At 73.8% G+C, this 19,245-nt stretch carries 14 protein-coding genes; 9 read left to right on the top strand and 5 right to left on the bottom strand.

All coding sequences use genetic code 11. The annotated features are described in order from the left end of the window. Positions 1 to 86: 86 nt before the first annotated feature. The gene (locus ACFYWQ_RS23270; protein WP_389518781.1) at positions 87 to 1,151 is read right to left on the bottom strand and encodes an Lrp/AsnC family transcriptional regulator; all 1,065 of its coding nucleotides are present in this window, start codon (positions 1,149 to 1,151) and stop codon (positions 87 to 89) included. 136 nt (positions 1,152 to 1,287) lie between these two features. Between ACFYWQ_RS23270 and ACFYWQ_RS23275 the strand changes: the two genes are divergently transcribed. The 9 genes from ACFYWQ_RS23275 (at position 1,288) to ACFYWQ_RS23315 (ending at position 12,656) form a co-directional block, all read left to right on the top strand. Continuing rightward, entirely contained in the window at positions 1,288 to 2,604 is a 1,317-nt protein-coding gene (locus tag ACFYWQ_RS23275) for a M20 family metallopeptidase (RefSeq protein ID WP_389518782.1), read from the top strand. Beyond that, positions 2,601 to 4,034 carry an MFS transporter gene (locus ACFYWQ_RS23280; RefSeq protein WP_389518783.1) on the top strand — a complete coding sequence of 478 codons (1,434 nt, stop codon included), beginning with the start codon at positions 2,601 to 2,603 and terminating at the stop codon, positions 4,032 to 4,034. Before ACFYWQ_RS23275 ends, ACFYWQ_RS23280 begins: the two co-directional genes overlap by 4 nt. A gap of 658 nt (positions 4,035 to 4,692) precedes the next feature. Beyond that, entirely contained in the window at positions 4,693 to 6,381 is a 1,689-nt protein-coding gene (locus ACFYWQ_RS23285) for a PucR family transcriptional regulator (protein ID WP_389518784.1), read from the top strand. A 223-nt stretch (positions 6,382 to 6,604) separates the two neighbouring features. Then, entirely contained in the window at positions 6,605 to 7,894 is a 1,290-nt protein-coding gene (locus ACFYWQ_RS23290) for a branched-chain amino acid ABC transporter substrate-binding protein (protein WP_389518785.1), read from the top strand. Between the two features lie 166 nt (positions 7,895 to 8,060). After that, positions 8,061 to 8,966 (top strand): branched-chain amino acid ABC transporter permease, encoded by a 906-nt coding sequence (locus ACFYWQ_RS23295; protein ID WP_389518834.1) that lies wholly within the window; start codon positions 8,061 to 8,063, stop codon positions 8,964 to 8,966. A 13-nt stretch (positions 8,967 to 8,979) separates the two neighbouring features. Continuing rightward, positions 8,980 to 10,740 carry a branched-chain amino acid ABC transporter permease gene (locus ACFYWQ_RS23300; protein ID WP_389518786.1) on the top strand — a complete coding sequence of 587 codons (1,761 nt, stop codon included), beginning with the start codon at positions 8,980 to 8,982 and terminating at the stop codon, positions 10,738 to 10,740. Further along, the gene (locus ACFYWQ_RS23305; protein WP_389518787.1) at positions 10,737 to 11,552 is read left to right on the top strand and encodes an ABC transporter ATP-binding protein; all 816 of its coding nucleotides are present in this window, start codon (positions 10,737 to 10,739) and stop codon (positions 11,550 to 11,552) included. Before ACFYWQ_RS23300 ends, ACFYWQ_RS23305 begins: the two co-directional genes overlap by 4 nt. After that, entirely contained in the window at positions 11,549 to 12,265 is a 717-nt protein-coding gene (locus ACFYWQ_RS23310; protein WP_389518788.1) for an ABC transporter ATP-binding protein, read from the top strand. The genes ACFYWQ_RS23305 and ACFYWQ_RS23310 overlap by 4 nt, the downstream gene beginning before the upstream one ends. Positions 12,266 to 12,329: 64 nt before the next feature. Then, positions 12,330 to 12,656 carry a hypothetical protein gene (locus ACFYWQ_RS23315; protein WP_389518789.1) on the top strand — a complete coding sequence of 109 codons (327 nt, stop codon included), beginning with the start codon at positions 12,330 to 12,332 and terminating at the stop codon, positions 12,654 to 12,656. Between the two features lie 126 nt (positions 12,657 to 12,782). Here the strand turns inward: ACFYWQ_RS23315 and ACFYWQ_RS23320 are convergent, their stop codons facing one another. The 4 genes from ACFYWQ_RS23320 to uppS form a co-directional block, all read right to left on the bottom strand. Next, complete coding sequence (locus tag ACFYWQ_RS23320; protein WP_389518790.1) at positions 12,783 to 13,655, bottom strand: SGNH/GDSL hydrolase family protein; 873 nt, start codon at positions 13,653 to 13,655, stop codon at positions 12,783 to 12,785. Between the two features lie 356 nt (positions 13,656 to 14,011). Beyond that, a complete protein-coding gene (locus ACFYWQ_RS23325) occupies positions 14,012 to 15,727 on the bottom strand; it encodes a sigma-70 family RNA polymerase sigma factor (protein ID WP_389518791.1) in 1,716 nt (571 codons plus the stop codon). A gap of 334 nt (positions 15,728 to 16,061) precedes the next feature. Further along, a complete protein-coding gene (locus ACFYWQ_RS23330) occupies positions 16,062 to 17,630 on the bottom strand; it encodes an oxygenase MpaB family protein (RefSeq protein WP_389518792.1) in 1,569 nt (522 codons plus the stop codon). 11 nt (positions 17,631 to 17,641) lie between these two features. Continuing rightward, on the bottom strand, positions 17,642 to 18,481 hold the full coding sequence (gene uppS, locus ACFYWQ_RS23335) for a polyprenyl diphosphate synthase (RefSeq protein WP_389518793.1): 840 nt from the start codon (positions 18,479 to 18,481) through the stop codon (positions 17,642 to 17,644). Positions 18,482 to 19,245 lie beyond the last annotated feature (764 nt).

Raw genomic sequence — 19,245 nt, forward strand, 5'->3', positions numbered from 1 at the left:
TGGCGTGGCGGCCGCGGCGCGCCGGGGTGCGGCTCGCGCCGGGCGGTGCCGGGCTGTGCCGGGCGGCCCCCGGGTGTCAGACCGGGTCAGACCGGTGTGCCGCCCGCCCCGCGCAGCCGGTCCAGCAGCGCCGTCTCGGCGGCGCTCGTGTCGCCGTCGTTCCACATCCCGGTGAACGGGACGGTCCGCAGCCGCCGCCCCTCCGGGTCGAGGATGTGCCCGGCGTGCTTGAGCCGCCACAGGGTGACCGCCCGGTCGGTGATGGTGAGGTCGGGGAAGCGCTGGACGAGCGCCGCCTCGAACGGCTGGATGTCGCCCACCGACCGCAGCCACACCGTGAACAGCAGATTGTGCGGGCCGGTCAGCGTGGCGCACAGCCGTGTCTCCCGCATGCCGGAGAGCTGCGCCGTGACACGCGCCGTCTCGGCCGCCGGGACGGCGCCCCACACGGTGGCGCTCACCGGCCAGCCCGAGACCGAGCGCGCCGCCTCGCAGCGGTAGGCGATGGCGTTCGCCGCCTCCAGCCTCGCCAGGCGCCGGCGTACGGTGGCGGCGCTCAGGCCGCTCCGTTCGGCGAGGCGGCTGACGCTCTGCCGGCAGTCCTCCCCGAGCAGCAGGACGAGATCGAGGTCGGCCGGGCCGAGGGTCGCGGCGGGGGCGGCGGGGCGGGCCCGCGGGCCGTCCGGTCTGCCGCTCTCCTTCAGCCGGTCCAGGCGCCATCGGCTGCCCTCGGTGTGCAGGGCGGTCGCGATCTGGGTGCGGGTCGCGGCGATGCCCGGCAGCGCTCCCAGGCGGAAGCCGACGTAGCGGGCCAGTTGGGTCTGGCTGCGGAACACCGCCGTCAGCAGGAGGTCGCGGGAGCCCGTGGCGTGTTCGATGTTGAACAGGGCGGCGTCGTCCACCAGTTGCTCGCAGACCGTGTGCAGCCGGCCGGGCTCGCAGTCCACCTCGATGAACGCCACGATCAGCTCTCCCGTGGCGGCCGGGGACGGATGGCAGCCGAGCCAGGCCAGTCCCGCGCCGGTGAGGCGGGCCCAGCGCCGCGCCGCCGTCGTGGCGTCCACGTCCAGCAGGGCGCCGATCCGCCGCCAGTCGGCCCGGGGCTCGTGCTGGAGGGCGGTGATCAGCAGGTAGTCGATCTCGTCGAGCACCCCGTCCCCCCTTCCCCCGCCGGGCCGGAGCGGCCCATGAGCCGGCCATGACCGATTCCTGCGAATGATCTCGGTGAATTGCCTCATCACTGCGTTGCCGGCCAAGCGTGCGGACGGTGAGCGCACGATACACGCCATGTTCCAGCACGCTGACGCCACCGCCCTCGCCGACGAGCTGACCGACCTGCGCCGCCGTCTGCACCGTGATCCCGAACTCGGCCTGGACCTTCCCCGTACGCAGGGCAGGGTCCTCGAAGCCCTGGACGGCCTGCCCCTGGAGATCACGACCGGCCGGGGGCTGAGCTCCGTCACCGCCGTCCTGCGCGGCGGGCGGCCCGGTCCCGCCGTGCTGCTGCGCGCCGACATGGACGCGCTGCCGGTCACCGAGGACACCGGACTGCCGTACGCCTCCGAGAACCCCGGGGTCATGCACGCCTGCGGTCACGACCTGCACACCGCCGGGCTCGTGGGTGCCGCCCGCCTGCTGGCCGCGCGCCGCGAGGAGCTGGCGGGCGACGTCGTCTTCATGTTCCAGCCCGGCGAGGAGGGCGACGGCGGGGCCCGGATCATGATCGAGGAGGGGGTCCTGGACGCGGCCGGCTCCCGCGTCGTCGCGGCCTACGGCCTGCACGTGTTCTCCACCCAGGTCCCCAAGGGCATCGTCGCCACGCGCCCCGGCACCCTGCTGGCCGCCAGCGACACCTTCGACGTCACCGTCACCGGCCGCGGCGGCCACGGCTCCATGCCGCACCTGACCCGTGACCCGGTCGTCGCCGCCTGCGACATGGTCACCGCGCTCCAGACCCGGCTCGCCCGCGAGATCGACGTGCACGACCCGGCGGTGATCACCGTGGGTGTCTTCCACGCGGGCACCGCCCGCAACGTGGTGCCCGGCACCGCCGAGTTCAGCGCCACCGTCCGGACCTTCTCGGAGGCCGCCCGGGACCAGGTCCAGGCCCTGGTGGAGCGCACGCTGCGGGGTGTGGCCGCCGCCCACGACGTCGACGTGCGCGTCGACTACGGCCGCCAGTACCCGGCCACGGTCAACCCTCCCGCCGAGGCGGCGTTCGCGCTCGGGACGGCGCTCGACCTGTTCGGGCCGACCCGTGTCTTCGAAGCCCCCCGGCCCGTCTCCGGGTCGGAGGACTTCTCCTTCGTGCTGCACCAGGTCCCCGGCGCCTTCCTCGCCGTCGGCGCCTGCCCGCCCGACCGCGACCCGGCCACCGCGCCCGTCAACCACTCGCCGCAGGCCGTGTACGACGACGGCGTCCTGCCCGACCAGGCGCTGCTGCTGGCCACCCTCGCCGCCCGGCGCCTGGCCCTGCAAGCGCCGGGGACGGCCGCCGGCCCCACCGGCCCCGACGCCACCGGCCCCGGTGCCACCGCGCTCCCGTCCACTCCGCCGGCCACGGGCACCGCCGCGGCCCCGACCACCGCCGGGGAGGGCGCGTGACCGACACCGCCGCCGCACCGGGCGGACCGGCGGCGGCCCCTCCCGCCGGGCCCGCGGCCTCCGCCCGGACGGTCGTGGGGCTGCTCGTCCTGTTCGAGCTCATGAGCGGGTTCCTCCAGACCGGCATCGCCCCCCTGCTGCCCGACCTCGGCGACCACCACGGCGTCGGCGACTCCGCCGTCAACTGGGTGATCTCCGTGCAGCTGCTCTCCGGAGCGGTCCTCGTGCCGGTCTTCGGCCGGCTCGGCGACCTCCACGGCCACCGCCGGATGCTGCGCGTCGCCCTCGTCTCGGTCGCGGCCGGCACCCTGCTGCTCGCCCTGGCCCCGGACTTCACCACCCTGCTGCTCGCCCGCGTCCTCCAGGGTGCGCTCGTCGCGCTGCTCCCGCTGGAGATCGCGCTCGTCAGGAACCGGCTCCCGGTCGAGCAGGCCCGGGCCGCCATCGCCCGTCTGGTCGGCGCCCTCACCCTCGGCAGCCTGGTCGGCGCCGTCGCGATGGGCGCGATCAGCCAGGCGGTGGCCGACCTCCGGCTGGTGCTGCTCGTGCCCGCGCTCCTCGCGCTGGCGTGCGTGCCCGTGGCGTTCTGGCGCATCCCCGAGAGCGTGCCGCGCACGGCCGGCGGCCCCGACTGGCCCGGCGCGTGCCTGCTCGGCGCCGCGCTGGTCACCCTGCTCGCGGGAGTGTCGCGCGCCGAGCACGGCGGCTGGCTCTCGGCCCAGGTCCTGCTGCCGCTGCTGGCCTGCGCGGTCCTGGCCGGTGTCTGGGTGCGGGTCGAACTGCGCACCGAGGACCCGCTGGTGGACCTGCGTGCCCTGCGCGGACGCGCCGTGGCGCCCTTCTACCTGACCTCGTTCTTCTTCGGTGTCCTGTACTTCGGCAGCCAGTCCCCGAACGCCACCTTCCTCGCCGCCGACGCCGGCACCGACGGCTACGGCTTCGGTCTGCACGCCCTGGCCATCTCCCTGGTCGGCCTGCCCGCCACGCTCGCCGCTCTCGCCACCTCCAGCTGCACCGCCCTGATCGCCCGGCGCCTCGGCTACCGCCCCACCCTGATCGCCGCGTTCTCCCTGATGACCGCCGGGTTCGTGGTCCTGGCGGTCCTGCACGACGCGCTCTGGCAGGTCGTGGCCGCCCTGCTGCTGTGCGGTACGGGCACCGGCGCGGCGCTCGGCGCCATGCCCACGGTCATCGTCGAGGCCACGCCTGTGGACCGCACGGGCGTCGCCTCCGCGCTGTACAACAACGCCAAGACCGTCGGCGGCGCGGTCGCGGGCGGTGCCATCGCCTCCCTGCTGGCCTCGGCGACGCCCCTCGGCGGGGCCACGCCGAGCGAGGGCGGCTACACCGCGGTCTGGGCGCTGTGCGCCGTCTTCGGCCTGGCGGCGGTGGTCGCGGTGGCCCTCGCCCACCGGTCCGAACAGGCCTGACGAGGACGCGGCCCGGCGGGACGGCGCCCGGCACCGAGGACAGATCCGGGACGGCCGTGGCCGTGCGGGATCTGGCAGAAGGGCTGTGCGCGCCCCTGCCGTCCGGCCGTACGGGGCCGGACGGCAGGGGCGGGCGCGGGCGGCGCAGGGGCAGGCGCGGGCGGCGCGGCCGGGGCCGGACGGCACGGGCGGGCACGGCCAGCCGAGCACAGGCGGGCACGACCAGGGCCGGGCGGCACGGGCGGGCACAGGCGGGCACAGGCGACACGGCCGGGCACAGGCGGGCACAGGCGACACGGCCGGGGCCGACAGCACGGCCGGACACGGGCAGCACGGCCGGAACCGGGCAGCACAGCCGGGACCGGACGCCCACCGACAGGACACGACACCGGCCGGACGCCCCCGGCAGGACACGACACCGCCCGGACGCCCCCCGGCAGTACACCTGTGAACGGCCGTGAAGCGACCGCCCTCGTGGGCGGCCGGAAACCGCCCCCGCCGCCCACGAGGGCGGTCGGTGCCGTGGCGCAACGGCGCCTTGGCCGCGCGCACAACCCGCTCCCCTCCCGTTTCGTCCGAGCCGACAAGGGCCGCCGTACCGTGCGCGGCCTAGGTTCCGGGACACACCCTGTCCCGTTCAGTTCGGAGAACGCCTTCGATGTCCGCCGGCCCCCGGCCCCCGCGCCCCTCCCCGTCGGTCTCCCCCGCCGGCTCCGCCGTTCTGCTGGGCCAGGTGCTGCCCGCCCTGTCCGGGCCCCTGGCCGATCTGCTCGCCGCGCCGCACGGCCTGGACCGGGTGGTGGCCGGGGTGGTCATCGCCGAACCGGACGGCGAGCCGGAGCCGGAGCACCGTGACTGTCTGGTGCTGCTCATCGGGGCGCGTGGCCGGGCGGCGCTGCGGCCGCTGATCGCGGCGGCCCGGTCGGGGGCCACCGCCGTCGCCGTACGGGCCGGGACGGACGCGGACGCGGTGGAGGCGCTGCGGCAGGCGGCCGCCGAGTCGGGGACCGCGCTCCTGGGGGTGCGGGACGACGTGCGGTGGGAGCGCGTCGACTCGGTGGCGCGGACCGTCGTGGACAGCGTGCGGCAGGCGCCGGGCCTGGGGCGGGCGTCGGCGCACGGGGACCTGTTCTCGCTGGTGCAGACCCTGGCGGCGCTGACCGGCGGCGCGGTCTCGGTGGAGGATCCGGCGCACCGGGTCCTGGCCTACTCCCGCTCCGACGGCCAGGTCGACGAGGTGCGGCGGCTGTCCATCCTCGGCCAATCCTGCCCGCCGTCGTACCTGGAGGTGCTCCACGAGGCGGGGGTCTACCAGCGGCTGCGCACGGAGGAGGTCGTGGAGGTGGGGGCCCGACCCGATCTGGGGACACGGCGGCGGCTCGCGGCCGGCATCACGGCGGGCGGGCGTCTGCTGGGCACGATCTGGGTGCAGGAGGCCGGCGCACCGCTCACCGAGGGGGCGTTGCAGGCGCTGCGCGGCGCGGCCCGGCTGGCCGCGCTGATGCTGATCCGGCAGCCGGGCGGCGCGGGCTCCGACGGCGGGGTGCGCCAGGAACTGGCGGCGGGGCTGCTGGCGGGCCGGCTGCCGGCCACGTCGCTCGCCGGGCACCTGGGCATCGCCGCCCGCACCTGCGCCACGGTCATCGCGGTCGAGCTGAACGAGCCCGCCGGTGACGGCGGCCCCGAGGCGGAACTGCGCCGGACCCGTGCGGTGGACACGATCGCGCTGCACGCGGCCGCGCACCGGCGCACGGCGGTGGCGACCCGGCTGGACGGCCGCCTGTACGTGCTGGTGCCGGACGCGGCGCCGCACCCGGCGGACGCTCTCGCCCCGGCCGGCCGGGCCACTCCCGCGGGCTGGACGACGGACCTCGTCACGACGCTGCGCCGGCATCTGGGCACCCCGGTGCAGGCGGCGGTGTCCGCGCCGCGGCGGCTGGCCGACGCCCCGGCCGCCCGCGCCGAGGCGGACCGCATCCTGGACGTCGTCGCGCACGACCCGGGCCGCGAGGTGGCGACGTACCAGGACGCCCGCGCGTCGGTCGTGCTGAGCCGGGTCCTGGAACTGCTGCGGGCGCACCCGGACATCCGGGACCCCGCGCTGGAGCCGCTGCTGGCGCACGACCGCAAGCACGGCTCGGAGCTGTGCGCCTCGCTGCTGGGCTATCTGGACGCCTTCGGTGACGTGCGGTCGGTGGCGCAACGGATGCACGTCCACCCCAACACCCTGCGCTACCGCATCCGCCGCGCCGTGGCCCTGACCGGCATCGACCTCGACGACCCGGAGCAGCGGCTGATCACCATGCTGGAGCTGCGCGCCGCGCTCCGCCCCCCGACCCGCCCCTGACGATCAGTCAATTCCACTCAGCCGCAACCGACTTGTCACATGACACGGGCGCTACCGCCCGTTGTCCTGCCGGACAATCGGCGGCCCCGGAAATCTGCCGCCAGGACAAGCGGCGGGGCGCTGCCGCGGATCTAGGTTTCAGCCACTGCGCGAAGCCCAGCCCGCCCCGCCGTACGGCGGCCCGTCTCGGCTGCGGCATGCGGATCCGTCCGGGGAGGAACCTGTGCATCACGTCCGTACGTCCCACACCACCAGCACCACCCGAAGGGCCGGGCGCCGTCGTCCGGTCGCCGTCACCGCGTCCGTCCTGGCCGCGGCGCTCCTGCTCGCCGCCTGCGGCTCCCGTGACGAGGGGACCGGGGACGGCGCGTCCGGCGACGGCACCACGACCGTCACCATCGGCTTCGACGCACCGCTGTCGAAGGACCTCGCGGCCGTCGGCCTGGGCATGAAGAACTCGGCGGAACTGGCCGTGAAGAAGGCCAACAAGGACGAGACCGTGCCCGGTGTCACGTTCGAGCTGGTCGCCAAGGACGACCAGGCGACGCCGAACATCGGCCAGCAGAACGCGGCGGCGTTCGTCGCCGACGACAGTGTGATCGGCGTGGTGGGCGCCTACAACTCCTCCGTCTCCGCGGCCATGGTGTCCACCCTGCGCGACGCGGGGATGGCGCAGATCTCCGGCGCCAACACGGCCGCGGCGCTCACCCAGGGCGCCGACTACAAGACGGCCCCCCGGCGCGAGTACGACAACTACTTCCGCACCATCAGCACCGACGCGGTCGCCGCCCCGGTGATGGCGGAATACTTCTTCGACGACCTGAAGGTCAAGAAGCTGGCGACGGTCGACGACAAGAAGACCTACGGCGTCGGCATCGTGGACAGCTTCACCGACGCGTACGAGAAGCTCGGCGGCAAGGTCGTCGTCCACCAGTCGCTCAACCCCGACGAGTCCGACTACGCGGCGGTCGTCAACAGCGTCAAGTCCTCCGGCGCGCAGGGCGTGTTCTACGGGGGCGAGTACCCGCAGGCCGGCTCGTTGAAGAAGCAGCTCGTCGCGGCCGGGTTCGACGGGCCGCTGGGCGGCGGCGACGCGGTGAAGGACGACGAGCTGGTGTCGATCGCCGGCGCCGCGGCCGCGAACGGCACCTACGCGCACTCCGACGGGGCCCCGATCGACAAGCTGGACTCGGCGAAGGACTTCATCTCCGCGTACGAGGCGGCCGGTTACGAGCAGCCCTACGGCGTCTTCGGTGCCTACGTGTACGACGCCACCACCGCGCTCATCCAGGCCGTGAAGGCCGCGGTGGAGGGGAACGGCGGCACGGCGGGCAAGGTCACGGAGCTGCGGCCGAAGGTCGTCGACGCCCTCCAGGACGTCACCTTCGACGGCGCCACCGGCAAGGTCGGCTTCGACGAGTACGGCGACAGCGTCAACCAGGTCATCAGCGTCAACGGCGTCCAGGACGGCAAGTGGGTCAACGGCATCGACGTCGTCACCGTCGAGGACTGACCTGCCCCGAGGACCGGTTCCGCGCCCGTCCGGCCGCGCCCCGCGGCGCCCGCCCGACCGACCGGAGCGGAACCGGTCCGCCCTCCCCGTCCGCACCACCGAAGGACCCGAGGTGACCCTCACCGACCTCCTCCAGCTGCTGACCGACGGCATCGTCCTCGGCACCATGTACGGCCTGATCGCCGTGGGCTACACGATGGTCTACGGCATCCTCCAGATCATCAACTTCGCGCACGGCGAGATCTTCATGCTCGGCGGTTTCGGCGCCCTCTTCGTCTACGTGTGGGTACCGGCGCTGCGCGAGATCCCGCTGTGGGCGGCGCTGCCGGTGATGCTGCTCGCCGCCGTGCTCGTCTCCGTCTCCGCCGCGGTGGCCGCCGAACGGCTCGCCTACCGGCCGCTGCGCACCGCGCCCCGCCTCGCCCCGCTGATCACCGCGATCGGCCTGTCGCTCCTCCTCCAGCAGATCGTGTTCAACTTCTTCACCCTGCCCGGCAGGTCGATGGGTGTCAGCGCCCCCGTGCCCTTCCCCCAGCTGCCCGGCGAACCGCTGCACATCGGCTCGGTCAGCGTGTCGTACGCGGCGATCCTCACGGTCGTGGTGGCCGCGGCGGCGATGGTCGGGCTGACCTGGTTCGTCCGGCGGACCCGCACCGGGCGGGCGATGCAGGCGACCGCGCAGGACCCGAAGACGGCGCGGCTGATGGGCATCGACACCGACCGGATCATCGTGATCGCGTTCGCGGTGGGGGCCGCCCTGGCCGCCGTGGCCTGTCTGACCCAGGGCCTCAGGCTCGGCACGGTCTCCTACAACATGGGCTTCATCGCCGGTCTGAAGGGCTTCACCGCCGCGGTGCTGGGCGGCATCGGCAACATCCAGGGCGCGATGCTCGGCGGTGTGGTGCTCGGCGTCGCCGAGTCGCTGGCCTCCGGCGCGCTGCCGCACCTGCCCGCGCTGGACATGTTCGGCGGCTCGGTGTGGAAGGACGTGTGGGCCTTCGTGATCCTGATCCTGGTGCTGCTGGTGCGACCACAGGGCCTGCTCGGCGAACGCGTGGCGGACCGGGCGTGAGGAGCCGACGACGATGAAGCAGACACCCACTGTCCCTGTCCCTGTCCCTGTCCCTGTCCCTGTCCCTGTCCCTGCCCCTGTCCCCTTCCGCATCCCCGTCCCCGTCTCCGTCGCCCGGGTGCTGACCGTGCTCGGCGCGGTCCTGACGGTCGTGTCCCCGTTCCTGCCCTGGACCTGGACCTCCGCCTACCCCGGCAACCTGACGCTCACCGGGTATCCCGGCGGCAGCCAGGTCGTCACCCTGGTGTGCGGGGTGGCCGCCGCGGTGTTCGCGGCCGCCGCCCTGCGGGCGCCCGGCGCCCGGCTGGTCGCGCCGGCCGGCGCGGTGCGGGCGCTGCGCGCCGCCGCCCTGGCCGCGCTCACCGCGACCTGGGTCACCGTGATCGCCATCGCCGTCACCCTCGGCGGAGCGGTCAACCTGGAACCGGGCGGCTGGCTGGCCGGCGTCGCTGTGCTGCTCCTCGCGGCCGGCGCGCACGCCCTGCCCGACGACACCGCCCCGGAGGCGCGTCCGGACCGCCCGCTGGCCCGCCCGCTCGAGGTCGCCGTCATCACCGTGGTGTTCCTGGCCGCGATGTCCGTGCTGGCGTACGGCATCACGACCGAGTCGGCGCAGGACTTCCTGGCGTTCCTGCCGGCCGCCGGGTTCGGCGCCCGCGCCCTGGCCGCGGCCGGGCTGACCCGCCGGATCACGGCGATGAACGCCCGCCACCGCACCGCCGTCGCGGTGGCCGCGTTCGCCGCCGCGCTGGTCTTCCCCTTCACCCAGACCGGCGACCAGTACACGGCGATCGCCGACAACATCCTCGTCTTCGCGACCGTGGCGCTCGGTCTGAACATCGTCGTCGGTCTGGTGGGGCTGCTCGACCTGGGGTACGTGGCATTCCTCGGCACCGGCGCCTACACCGCCGCCCTGGTCTCCGGGTCGACGTTCTCCACGCTCGACGTCGGGCCGTGGCCGTTCTGGGCGACGGCGCTGCTCGGCATGGCCGTCTCGCTGGTGGCGGGCCTGGTCATCGGCGCGCCGACGCTGCGGCTGCACGGCGACTACCTCGCCATCGTCACCCTCGGCTTCGGCGAGATCTTCCGCATCACCGTCAACAACCTCGACGGCACGTCCGGACCGCTGGTCACCAACGGCCCCAACGGCATCAACTCGGTGCCGAACCTGCGGCTGTTCGGCTTCGACCTGGGGGAGCCGCACACCGTCCTCGGCGTCCCGTTCGGCCGGTTCGCCAACTACTACGTGCTGCTGCTGGCGGTGGTCGCGCTGGTGGTGTTCGTCTACGCGCGGATGGGCGACTCCCGGATCGGGCGGGCCTGGATCGCGCTGCGCGAGGACGAGAAGGCCGCCACCGCGATGGGCATCGAGGGCTTCCGGTACAAGCTGCTCGCCTTCGGTCTCGGCGCCTCGCTGGCCGGACTGGCCGGCACGGTGATGGCACACCTTCAGACCAACGCCGTACCGGACAACTACAAGTTCGCCGACACCGCCCCGCCCAACTCGGCCTTCCTGCTGGCCGCGGTGGTCCTCGGCGGCATGGGCACGGTCTCCGGTCCGCTGGTCGGCGCGGCCCTGCTCTATCTGATCCCGGCGAAGTTCGAGTTCTTCAGCAAGTACCAGATGATGCTGTTCGGCCTGGCGCTGGTCCTCATGATGCGGTTCCGGCCCGAGGGGCTGGTCCCCGACCGCAGGCACCAACTGGAGTTCCACCACGAACAGGCGGCGCGCGCCGAGGCGCGGTCGGCCGCAGCGGAGGCGAACGCCGTATGACCGCCACACCCGTACCCGTCCTGGACGCCCGCGGGGTCACCATGCGGTTCGGCGGCCTGACCGCCGTCGACGGCGTGGGACTGACCGTCGGGCCGCACGAGATCGTCGGCCTGATCGGCCCCAACGGCGCCGGCAAGACCACCTTCTTCAACTGCCTGACCGGCCTGTACGTCCCCACCGAGGGCGAGGTACGGCTCGACGGCGCCGTCCTGCCGCCGAGGCCGGCCGGGGTGACCCGGGCCGGGGTGGCCCGCACCTTCCAGAACATCCGGCTGTTCGCGAACATGTCGGCGCTGGAGAACGTGATCGTCGGCCGCCACACCCGCACCCGGGCCGGCTTCCTGGCCGCCCTGGGCCGGGGCCCGCGCTACCGGCGCGAGGAGCGGGAGTCCCGCGAACGCGCCCGGGAGCTGCTGGAGTTCGTCGGCCTGCCCGACGAGGCCCCGCTGCTCGCCCGTAACCTGCCCTACGGCGCCCAGCGGCGTCTGGAGATCGCCCGGGCGCTGGCGAGCGAACCGAAACTGCTGCTGCTGGACGAGCCCACCGCGGGCATGAACCCCCGGGAGACCCGGGAGACCGAGGCGCTGGTGCACGCCGTCCGGGACCTGGGCATCGCGGTCCTGGTCATCGAGCACGACATGCGCTTCATCATGAACCTGTGCGACCGGGTGGCGGTCCTGGTGCAGGGCGCCAAGCTCATCGAGGGCGCCCCCGCGGACGTACAGGCCGACGCACGCGTCGTGGAGGCCTATCTCGGCGCGCCCGACGACGACGCCGACCCCGTCGGCACCGACCGGGAGAGGACCGTATGAGCGCCCTGCTGGAAGTGGAGGACCTGCGGGTCGCCTACGGGAAGGTGGAGGCCGTCAAGGGCGTCTCCTTCACCGTGGAGGAGGGCCAGGTGGTGACGCTGATCGGCGTCAACGGCGCCGGGAAGACCACCACGTTGCACACCCTCAGCGGGCTGCTGACGCCCTCGGCGGGGCGGGTGCGGTTCGCCGGCCGGGACCTGACCGGCATGCCCGCGCACCGCGTCGTGGCGCTCGGGCTGGCGCACTCCCCCGAGGGGCGGCACATCTTCCCCCGGCTGACGGTGGAGGAGAACCTGCTGCTCGGCGCCTACCTGCGCAAGAACGACCCCGCCGTCGCGGACGACCTGGAACGGGTCCACACCCTCTTCGAGCGGCTGCGCGAGCGCCGGGACCAGCCGGCGGGCACGCTCTCCGGCGGTGAGCAGCAGATGCTCGCCATGGGGCGGGCACTGATGTGCCGGCCACGGCTGCTGATGCTCGACGAGCCGTCGATGGGCCTGTCCCCGCTGATGATGAAGAAGATCATGGCCACGGTCGCGGAGCTGAAGGCGGCCGGGACGACGATCCTCCTCGTCGAGCAGAACGCCCGGGCCGCCCTCGCCCTGGCCGATCAGGGGCATGTCATGGAGACCGGCCGGATCGTCCTGTCGGGCACCGGTGCGGACCTGCTGCACGACGACAGCGTGCGCAAGGCGTATCTGGGCGAGGACTGATCGGCCGCCGAGGAACAGGGGGCGGTCGGGAACCGTGGTGGGGGGCGGCGCGTCAGACACGATCATGAGGGAAGAGAGCAAGGGATGTGCCGCCGTCCTGCTGGGGGCGCTGGGCGCCGCGGTCTCGGTGCTGGCCTGGGCGCCGAAGGCGCGGGTCAACATCGAGGGCGGGTTCGAGGACATGCACCGTGACCTGAGCGTCCTCTACGTCGACCTCCCCCTGATCGCCCTGGGCGGGGCCCTGCTGCCGCTCGTCACCTGGCTGCTGACCCTGCGGTGGTGCGAGCGCCCGTGGGCGGCGGCCGTGGCCGCCGTCGCGGTGCTCGCCCTGGGCGTGTGGGGGCTGACCAGCTGGTGGACGCCTTACGAGAAGCCGGAGGTCGTGTACTGACCTCGGCGCGCCGGGCGGACCGGCCGTCGCGGGCTCCGTCGCGGGCTCCGTCCCGGGCGCCCTCCCGGGCTCCGTCGCGGGGCGCCCGGGACGTACGACGGGGCCGGACCGCCGGGTGGCCGCCGGTCAGCCGAGGCCGAGGACGGCCATCGCCTCCTCGGCCATGCGCTTCTCCCCGAGGGCGTTGGGGTGGACGGGAACGACGCTGGTGCCGAAGAGCAGGGGTTCGATCCACCGGGTGCCGGCCGCCGCGCAGGCGTCGTGGCCGTCGGAGGACCGGGCGAAGTCCACGTAGACGGCGCCCGCCTCCTCGGCGGCCCGCTGGACGACCGCGTTGAGGTGGGCCTGGAGCGCGCGCAGATAGGGCACGTCGCCGGAGGCGACCGGCAGCTTGGCGAAGCACGAGGGGTCGGCGGTGGCCGGCATGATCCACGGGTAGCCCAGGACCGCGACGCGCGCGTTCGGCGCCTTGGCGCGCACGCTGCCGAGGGCGGCCTTGAGCGCGGGATAGGTGTTCGTGTCGATCTGGTCGTCGAAGGCCGTGCCGTTGGCGTCCTTGCAGGGGCTGCCCTTGCCTCCGCTGAGGACGCCCGCGGTGGCGCAGGCCGTCACGGCGTTGATGAAGGTGCCGTTGTCGTTGCCCCCGATCGTCAGCGTCACCAGGTCGGTGCCCGCGTCGAGGGCGTTCACCTGGGGGGCGACGCCCGGGTACTGGGCCTGGGTGAAGTGCTTGGTCTCGGCGGCGCCGCAGGTCACGTCCTTGAGGTGGGCGCCCGTTCGGGAGGCGATCACGTGGGGGTAGTTCGCCGTGGAGCGCAGACAGAGCAGGTTGGAGGTGTCGATGGGGAGGACACCCGAACCGGCGCTGTAGCTGTCGCCAAGGGCGACGTAGTCCAGGGGCGTGACGGCGTGCGCCTGGGCGCCGGTGAGGGCGAGGGCCAGCGCACCGGCGGCGACTGCTGACGCGATCATGACATGACGGGGAGCATGCTTCGGCATGTGCTCTCGATTCTCGGGAGTGCGGACGCCGGGCGGGCTGGCACACGGCCGGCCATGGGGACGCCTGCGGGCGTACTGGTCACGAGGTTCGGCGGCTCGGAGCGGAGGAGGGTGCCGACGGCCGCGCATGCGCGGGATCCCACGCGTGCGCGGCCGTGAGAGGAGTACGGGAAGGGGCGTGTCGCACATGTCGCACGTGTCACATGTGAGGTACCAGAAGTGCCTGAAGTGCCTGAAGTGCTCGATGTTCGGTTACCGCATGGTTCTACCGATAAGTAATGTGCAGTCACCAGGCACCGGAGTCAACATGGTTGACCGAAGTCTTCCCGGCCGGGCGCGCGGCAGCCCGCTCGCCGTCAGAGCCGGGTGCCGAAGGCCTGGGTCCACCACGGGCCGCCGCCGTCCTCGTGGATGCCCACGCCTATCTCCTCGAAGGCGCAGTTGAGGATGTTCGCGCGGTGGCCCTCGCTGTTCATCCAGGAGGTCATCACCGCTTCGGCGGTCTGCTGGCCCATGGCTATGTTCTCCCCGTACGTGGACCATCGGTAGCCCGCGGCCGTGATCCGCTCGCCGGGACCGTCCCCGTCGGGGTTGGTGTGGTCGAAGAAGTCGCGGGCGGCCATGTCGTCGGAGTGGCCCTGAGCGGCCGCGCGCAGCTTGGAGTTCTCGCTGACGGGATCGCAACCGGCGTCCGCCCGTTCCTTGTTGACCAGGGCGATCACCTGGGCCGCGGTGCCGGAGGCGGCCGTCTCCGCCTCCGGTGCGCTCGACGCCGGCGCCTGCGTAGTCGCCGCTTCCTTCGCAGCCGTCGTACGGGTGGACGGGCGAGGGCTCGGGGAGGCACTCGCGCTCCGCGACGCCGATGCCGACGGCGACGACGTCGGGGACGGGGACGACGACGCGGACGGGGAAGCGGACGGGGAACTCTCCAGGGCGGCGTCGGGGGCCGGGCCTCCCGTGACCCGGGAATCGTCGGTGACCTGGGCCGCGGTCGTTCCCCCGGACCCGGATTCCGGCCGGGTGACGACGTGGTACAGACCGCCGCCGGCCACACATACCGCCACGACGGCCGCGCCGATCACCCGCCGTCTGGTGCGCCGCCGACGGCGGGCCGCACCCCGGGACGGACCCTGCCGGCCCGGGGCGCGGTGACCGCCCAGCCGCACCGCCTCGTCGGCGTCGTCCGCACCGTCGGCACCGGCCTCGTCGTCGGCGCCGGACCCGTCGTCACCGAGCCGGGACGCCGAGCCCGTCGCGGCGAGCGCGACGGAGCCGGAGCCCGAGCCGGAGCCGAACCTCGCCAGCAGCGCGGGCGAGACCGCCACCAGCGCCAGGCCGGCCAGCAACCCCTCCACGGGCATCAAGCCGCTCCACAGGCCGGAGCAGCGGACACAGCCCCGAGCGTGCCGGGCCGTTCGCTTGCGCCACAGCGAGGAGGGAACTCCGTCCCAGTCGGCGAGCACACCGCGCAGTTCCTCGCACGGCGGCTGCGCGTCGACTGCCCGCACGACCACGCGTGCCGCCTCCAACTGGGCCTTCATCCGCTGCACGCGGACCGCCGTGTGCTGCGGGGACAGCCCCAGGGCCGCGGCGACCTCCGCCCGGCTCAGCTCGCCCGCGCACTCCAGCCACCACAGGGACAGCAGCCCCCGGTCGTCGGGCTCCAGCCAGCGCGTCGCCCTCGCGGTCTCCTGGCGCTGGCCCGACAACTGGAGCTGCACCATGGTCAGGTCCACGAAGTCCGCGCCCGGATCGGCGACGTCGAAGGCCTGCTCGACGGGGCCCGGGGCGGACTGCCGGTCCCGCCAGTACAGCCGGACCTGGTTCATGGTGATGGCCACCAGCCAGGACCGGAAGCTGGCCGGGTCGCGGAGGTCGTGCAGTGAGCCGAGGGCCCGCAGCATGGTGTCCTGCACCACGTCGTCCACGTCCACCGACCCGTTCAGGGCCCGGCCCACGACGTTGTAGACCAGCGGCAGATGGATCCCGACCAGGGCGTCCTGGGCCTGTGTGTCGCCCGCTCGGGCAGCGGTCACCAGTGCCGCCGTCCCCACCTCGTGCCGTGTACTCATTGCAGCTTCCCTGTCGTCGACGCCGAACGGTGCTGTCCGTCACAGGGGGAGATCCCGAAGAGAGCCCTGGATAACAGTTATTCGGAAAATCGTGCGAGGAGAGGGTCGCCGTACCCGGCCGGTCACCGCAATGGGAGCGGTCACACTCGTCGGCCGGTCGGGAGTGAAATGCGCCGTACGCAGAGGGAGTTACGGTCCGCCGGAAGCCGTCACGACGGAACGGAGGGCGCCGGACCGGTCACCGGGCCGACTGTGGAGCCGCCCTCCGCGTCGTCGCGCGGGAGGGCGGCGTCCTGTCCGGTGCGGCCGGGCACCCGGCCGGCCGCACCGGGGTTCAGGCCTCGGCCAGCAGCGGGTCGTAGTCGGTCGAGCGCCGGCGGCCGGACATGAAGGAGAGGAAGTCCTGGACGAACGCGCCCCGCGAGTACGTGCCGTCGGCGTCGGCCATCTCGCGCCGGAACGCGGAACGGAACAGGGCGCGGTACTCGTCGGCGTCGATGGACCGGTCGCCGTCCGCGTCCGTCACGTCGAAGAGGACCTCGGCGACCCTGATCAGGGCGGGACCGGCGAGGGACGGAACGGCGGCCGCGTACTCGTGCCGGCCGACGCGGCCGTCGCCGTCGCCGTCGAGGGCCGCCTGGAGCTCCCGCCACCAGTCGGCGTACGCGTCGTAGAGCCTGGTCTCCTCCGGTTCGTCCAGGTCGAGGCGGCCGGAGATCTCGCGGGCCATGGCCGCCAGGTCGGGCCAGTCCAGGTAGCCGTCCCCGGTCTGGTCGAGCACCTCGTCGAAGAACTCCTCGGCGGTGCGCCGCGCGGGTCCGCCGTCCTCGGCCGGATCGGCGGGATCGGCGGGATCGGCGGGATCGGCGAGGGGCGTGATCAGCCTGAGCAGGGCGCCGGCCCGTTTCATCCGCTCGCCCAGTGCCGCCAGGGTCCTGGCCCGGGGATCGTCGCTGTCGGGTGAGAGCGAGAGCAGGTCGGACACGGCTCGGGCGTGGAGCCAGCCGTCGGGGAGGAAGCGCGCCAGGCCGACCGTCAGGTAGGCGCCCTGGGTCAGGGTCTGGGCGCCGGGGATCTCGGGCAGCCCCGCCCGGCGGCGGAAGGACTCCGGGAGGGACGCCACGGTGATGGCGCCGACGACGGGGCCGGCGAGCGCGCGGCCGGCCGCCCAGAGCGTGGGCAGCTTGCCCAGCAGGGGCGGCGCCGGGAGGTGGTCGAAGAGCCGGTAGAGGATGATGCGCAGGGCCTCCGTGTTCTCCAGCTCCTCCTCGACGACACGGTCGTAGTACGGCCAGAACTCGCGCAGGGTGGCGGGCAGTTGGCCGGACTCGTCGCCGAGGGCCGCGTGGAACGCCCGGAACTCGGTGTAGAGCCGTTCCATGGTGGCCTGTTCGAGGGGCTGGCCGCTCAACCGGCACATGGTGACGGTGCTTTCGAAGAGCGTGGCCACCACCCAGGCGCGGGCCCCGGGGTCCAGGGCGTCGTAGGGCCGGTTCCGCTCGTCGACGCCGTTCAGCCGGGCGTGCAGCCGGTTGAGCCGGGCCGCCTCCCGCTGCCGGACGTCCTCCTCGGCGCCGAACATGCGCTGGAGGCTGAGCAGTGTGTTGCGCAGCCGCCGCCACGGATGCGTGACGAACGTCGAACTGTCCATCAGGGCCGCGCCGACCTGCGGGTGGGCGGCCTCCAGCACCGTCGCCCGGACCACCGCCAGCGCCCAGCGCGGGTCGTCGAAGAACTCGTGGAACTGCGAACCCGGGCCGAACAGCGGTAAGCCGGCGCCGCGGGAGCCCTCGTCGTGGGACTCACTGCCGCGGGACTCACTGCTGGGGGACTCGCTGCTGTGGGACTCGCTGCGGGGGGTGGCGCCGTCGTGGGGGTCGCCGGTCGTCGTGCGGTCGGTCATGGCCTCTCCGTTCACGGTCGGGGTTCCTGGTTCACATGCGGCGCCACGCCGCCGAAACGGCGCCGGCGCCGCTGGTAGGTCCGCAGGCACTCCAGGAAGTCCGGCGCCCGGAAGTCGGGCCAGAGGACCTCCGGGAAGATCCATTCGGCATAGGCGACGTGCCACAGCATGAAGTTGGAGATGCGCTGTTCACCGGAGGTCCGGATGACGAGGTCGACGTCCGGTGTGTCGGGGAGGGGGAGATGGGCGGCGAAGCTGTCCTCGGTCACGTCGTCGGCCGGCACGCCGCGCCGGATGAGCGCACGTGCCGCCTCGACGATGTCACTGCGTCCGCCGTGATCGAACGCGACGGTCAGGGTCATCCCCCGGTTCCCGCCGGTCAGGGTCGCCAGGTCCGCGAAGTCCCGGGCCAGCGGCGCCGGGATACGGGGGTCGGCGACGCCCAGGAAGCGGCAGCGGATTCCCCGCGCGTGGAGCAGCGGCGCGTGTTTGCGCACCACGCGGCGCACCAGCCGCATCAGATAGTCGACCTCGTGGCCGGGGCGGCGCCAGTTCTCGGTGGAGAAGGCGTACAGGGTCAGCCACTCCACGCCGGCCGTGCGCGCCGCCTCGATGACGTCGATCACCGTCGTCTCCGCCGCGCGGTGGCCCGACGTCCGGGGCAGCGATCGCTGTGCCGCCCAGCGGCCGTTGCCGTCCATCACGCAGGCGACGTGCCGTGGGGGCTTCGCCCGCCCGCCGCGTCCCTCGTCGTTCCCGACCTCGCCGTCCCCGACCTCGCCGTCCGCGCCGGGGCGGGGACCGGGGACCGCCGGGCCGGCCGGAGTGCCGCCGGCCCGTCCGTCAGTCACACGTGCTCCTCATGACCGTCACGGCGCCCTCCGTCCGCCTCGCGCGTTCCCCCGCCGCCGGTCAGCAGCGTGCCGGGAGCGCGTCGCCGGGTCGTGGCGATCGGCCCGTATTCACCCGTACGCGATCAACGGCGTACGGTCGCCCGACGAACACACGTGCACTCGTGCCCGTACCCGCACGGTCGCGTCCGTCCGGGTGGCGTCGGCCCGCCGGCGCACCGACTTCGGCCCGGCCGACGTTGTGCAGGACCCATCCGTCATCGTCAGGAAAGGTTTCTCCATGCGACGCACGCTTCTGTTCTCCGTCTGCGCCCTCATCACCGCCGCCGCCACCGGGTTCTTCGCCACCACCGCCATCCGGAGCCGCTGAGGCTTCACGGCGCCTCGGCCGCGCCGAAGCATCCACAGCCACACGCGGCACCCGCAGCGGCATCCCGACATCCGCAGCGGCTGGTCGGCTCCGGAGCCGGCTCCTCCCTCTCCGGCTCCCTCTCGGGCTCCTCGTCCACACCGTTCGTCCCCTCGCCGACCCCCGTCCGTGCCGTCCGTCCCGGTCGGCTTCGCCGGAGGAACGGATGCCCGTCCCCGACCAGTACGTACAGGCGCCCGCAGGCGCCCACAGGCGCACGACCCGGCTCCGGCTCTGGCGAGTGGATGACCGAAGGGGAGCGGCACTCGCCGACGGGCCTGCCGACGAGTACCGCTCCCCTGCCGTGCGGCCGGACGGAGGCCTCTGCCCGCCGCCCTCGCGCCGGGATCCGCGC

Origin of the sequence: Streptomyces sp. NPDC003247, assembly GCF_042888135.1 — a bacterium.
Taxonomy (GTDB): Bacteria; Actinomycetota; Actinomycetes; order Streptomycetales; family Streptomycetaceae; genus Streptomyces.